At 26.3% G+C, this 4,406-nt stretch carries 2 protein-coding genes and 1 pseudogene; 1 reads left to right on the top strand and 2 read right to left on the bottom strand.

All coding sequences use genetic code 11. The features are described 5' to 3' along the window. A pseudogene (locus Q0V09_RS08245) lies at positions 1-1,342 on the bottom strand (phosphohydrolase); the annotation flags it as partial. Positions 1,343-1,365: 23 nt separating this feature from the next. Further along, on the bottom strand, positions 1,366-3,819 hold the full coding sequence (locus Q0V09_RS08240) for a helicase C-terminal domain-containing protein (protein WP_297405051.1): 2,454 nt from the start codon (positions 3,817-3,819) through the stop codon (positions 1,366-1,368). A gap of 264 nt (positions 3,820-4,083) precedes the next feature. Here Q0V09_RS08240 and rpsT point away from each other — a divergent pair, with 264 nt between their 5' ends. Beyond that, the gene (rpsT, locus tag Q0V09_RS08235; RefSeq protein WP_297405049.1) at positions 4,084-4,344 is read left to right on the top strand and encodes a 30S ribosomal protein S20; all 261 of its coding nucleotides are present in this window, start codon (positions 4,084-4,086) and stop codon (positions 4,342-4,344) included. Positions 4,345-4,406: the final 62 nt, after the last annotated feature.

The raw sequence follows: 4,406 nt of genomic DNA, 5'->3' as shown, positions 1-4,406 counted from the left end.
GAAGTGCTGCTATTGTCAATGTCCCAGATAATAATCCAGACACAATTATCTCTCCACCTTGAATTGCAACTAAACTTTTCTCTCTTCCTACAAAATATGTTATTAATAAATATAGGAAAAATTTTGTTACTGCAAGTTTCATTCCAAGAGCAATTAATTCTTGTCTTGTTGTTACCTTTTCTATTAAATATTCACCCATAATACAAACTAGAGATGTTACCATTACAAATACTAAATCATATCCTACCAATGGAAATAAGAACATTATTGACATTATTGTTGTAAAAAGTGCAAATTCCTTTGCAAATAATATTGTCATTAAAAAATACATCATTTCAAATGGTATAAAATATATATGATCTAGTTTTATTAATCTATAACTTAAAAAAGTCATAATAAATATTAAAAATAAACTGCGATAAATATTTTTATTTAAAATATTTTTTTTAAATCTTTTTACTAAGAATGGATAAAATATCACAATTAAAATTATTCCATACAATCCATTTGCTGCTGAAATACCTATACTTTTTTTATAAGAATATATTCCTGCTGCCTCAAGCAATTTCGATTTATTTTCAGTTATAATCTCTCCTTTTTTTACAAGGAGTGTTCCAGCTTTTATATCTACAATTTGATCTTGTATTTGAGATATCTTTTCTGCTATTGAATTTTTAGTCTTTGTTTGATCAAATATATAATTCGCTGTTAAAAAGTATCTAACTACGTTCCTATCTATACTAGATAACTCTTTAAATTTAACATCATTTGGAGGAGATATTTTTAATATTCCTTTTTCTCTTATTACTCCTGTGCTATAGGCATTTGTTAGAAAATCTACTACATTTTTTTGAACTTTTTCTAATCTTTTTTTATTCATACCAAGTAATTCATTCATTATATTTTTTGATATGGGTTTCCCTACTACATTTTCTATTTTTTCTAAATAAAGCTTATTTCTTCTGAAATTTTTATTTTCTATCTCTTCAAATAAATTATTTGCTGCTGACACATATACTTCTCCAGCTTCTGGTACATATATATACTCTTTTTTAGAGTTCGCAATTAACGCCTTTATAACATCATTTTTTTTATCTCTATCATTGTATAAAATACTTTTAGGAGCATATATATCACTTATAGCCACATCTCCCACTTCATACTTCTGTTCACTTGTTATATATCCCGCTTTTGAACTCATAACTATTATCATTATCATTATAAATAAATAAAATATTTTTTCTTTTAAATGATGATCTTTTGTATATAGTTCTGCATCATCTGCATTCTTTTTATTTATTTTAAAAGTTAAGCTTAGACCAAATAGTTCTATTTTTCTCATTTTCAACTACTCCTTTTAAATGTCTAAATATCTTTTAACACTTCATTTTTAGTTAATATCTTTATATTTTTTGTTGGTATTGCCTCTTTAAAATATTTTCCATAAGATTTTGTAATAACTCTATTATCTAAAATAGTAATTATCCCTTTATCACTTTTACTTCTAATTAAACGTCCAATCCCTTGTTTGAATTTAATCACTGATTCTGGTATTTGATATTCTACAAAGGCATTTTTATTTTGTTGTGTTATATTTTCTATAATCGCTTCAGTTATTGGATCACTTGGAACTTTAAATGGAAGCTTTATTATTATAACTGAACTTAGTTGTTCTCCTTTAATATCCACTCCTTCCCAAAAAGAATCCGTTCCAAAAAGAACTGGATTTTCTATATTTTTATACATATTTACAAGTTGAGTTCTAGGTGCTTGCCCTTGAATTAATAGATTTAATCCTAACTCCTCAAGTTCATCTTTTAGCATATAATATAAATAATTTAATGCTGTGTATGAAGTAAACAGTATAAAACATTTTCCAGAAGTTTTCAATACTAAACCTTTTAAGAACTCTTTAATGCTATCTATAAATTTAGGATCACTTGGATTTAAAAGATCTTTCGGTAAATAAACTTTCATTTGTTTATCATAATCAAAAGGAGAATGTATAACTTTTTCTAAAGTTTTTTCAACTAATCCTATACTCTCTTTAAAATAATTAAAATCATTTCCTATTGCTATAGTAGCTGATGTAAATACAATTTGTTTTAAATTACTATATAAATTTTTATCTAATTCTTTATCAATTTTTAATGGTGTTGCTACAAGTTTTGAGTTACTTTTTTTTCCATTTACTTCAACCCAAAAAATAAATTTTTCATCATCTAACTTTGTTATAAATTTAAAATTATCAAAGAAGCCTTCTAGACGCTCAATATATCTTAAAAAATCATTAATATGTCCCTCTTTATCTTCTAAATCTCTCACTTTAGCTAAAATTCTTCTCACTTTTTTTAAGTATGAACTAATGTCTCCAATAAATTCATCCTTTAAATTATCTAGTTGCACAAAATATTTTGCTTTTTCAAATGTATCTTTTTTCAATCTATATGATATATTTCCCATTTGCCCTTTTGAAAATATATCTATTAAATAATTGAAATATTCTCTACCTGACTTATATAAATTTCTATGAGCAATTTTAATATCATTTTCAAGTTCTCTTTCAATGCTTTTTTTTCCTTCAAAGTCAGATAATTTTAAATAATTAATAAATATATCTAAATTTCCTGTCCCTTTTTTCTTCCCTCTATCTAAAGAATGTATATGATTCATTGTTTTAGTAAATCCATATTTTGAAACTTCATAAGAAAAATAATCTCTTGCTACTTTTTCAACATTATGTGCTTCATCAAAAACTACAAGTTCATACTCTGGAAGTATTGAATATTCTGTATTAAATCCTATCTCTTTTCTTATAGCTAAATCTGAAAAATACATATGATGATTTGTTATTAAAACATCCGCTTGTTTTTTTTCCTCTCTAGCCTTTAAAAAGAAACATTCAGATTTAAAAGGACATTTGCTTCCTGTACACATATCACTTTCACTTTGAAAATGCTCCCAAACTATATAATCTACCTCAAATGGGAGTTCAGCACGATCTCCTGACTCTGTCCTACCCCCCCATTTTATAATCTCTTTTAACTGGGTTTTTTGACTTTGACTAAAGTCATCCATATCTACTATATCTCCAGTTGCCACATTATTTAATTTTCTATTGCATAAATAATTGCCTCTACCTTTTATTAAAGCATAAGAAAATTCATCTTCTATTACTTTTTTAACCATAGGAATATCTTTATTTAAAAGTTGTTCTTGAAGATTTATTGTATTTGTTGTTATAATTACTCTTTTTTTATTTTTTATACTCCACTCTATACTTGGAATCAAATAAGCTAATGTCTTACCTGTTCCTGTTCCTGCTTCTACAATTACCTTAGTTTCACTATTTAATCCCTTTTCTATAATATCTGCCATTTCAAGTTGCTCTTCTCTATACTCAAACTCATCAAAAACAGTTGATAGTAACCCTTTTTTTTCAAAATATGGTTTAATATCTATTTTTACATTTTTATTATTAATCAGTTCTACAATAATATATATATCATCAACCTTATTATTAACAATATATGAAGCTCCTACTAATTTATTAGCATATGCGGCTGCTATTTCTACATCTGCATCTGATGGAAAAAGATGCCCTGATGGATGATTATGTATTATAACCTCACCCTTTCTCATAGCCTTTAATATTGCTGGTACTGAATATCTATTTCCTCTTGCTAAAACTTCTACTTGAGATACAATACCATCTTCATCAGGGATTCCTCTAAAGAAAACTTCATTTCCTTGAGCTTCCTCTATTTCCTTTCGCATTTTCTCTCTTATTTCAATATTTATTTTTTCTTCTATATTCATTTTTTTCCTTTCATTTTTAATTTATCTCCTACTATAATACTCCTTTTTTGATAAAATATAAAATTTTTTTTTACTATCCTTTTAATTTCTTATAAAATATGTTAAAATATACTTGGTCCATTGTACATATTGTAGTGTCTCTTTTTATGCTTACCTGTCAAATTAGAATACTTACACTAAGTATGGAATGTATATTGACACAGAGTGTTATCTGTGGTAATATATTATGAAAATTTATTTAAAAAACTAAGGGAGGTTTTTGATTTGGCACATTCAAAATCAGCAAAAAAGAGAGTATTAGTAGCAGAGAGAAACAGAGAGAGAAATCAAGCAGTAAAATCTAGAATAAAAACTATGGTAAAGAAGGTTCTTGTAGCTGTTGAGCTTAAAGAAGTTGAAACTTCTAAAGCTGCTTTATCTGTAGCTTACAAAGAGTTAGACAAAGCTGTAACAAAAGGAATCATGAAGAAAAACACTGTATCTAGAAAGAAAGCTAGATTAGCTGCTAGAGTTAACGCTTTATAATTAATGCTATTAAATAAAACTGGGTTAATTCCCAGTTTTATTTTTATATACAGGAGGTTTTT

Origin of the sequence: uncultured Cetobacterium sp. (assembly GCF_947039425.1) — a bacterium.
In the GTDB taxonomy this organism is placed as follows: Bacteria; Fusobacteriota; Fusobacteriia; order Fusobacteriales; family Fusobacteriaceae; genus Cetobacterium_A.
Note: the sequence above shows the minus strand (reverse complement) of the source record. Positions and strands in the feature narration are given on the sequence as shown.

Coding starts and splice junctions, on each gene's coding strand:
- Q0V09_RS08240 (WP_297405051.1), bottom strand. CDS start 3,819: ATGAATATAGAAGAAAAAATAAATATTGAAATAAGAGAGAAAATGCGA.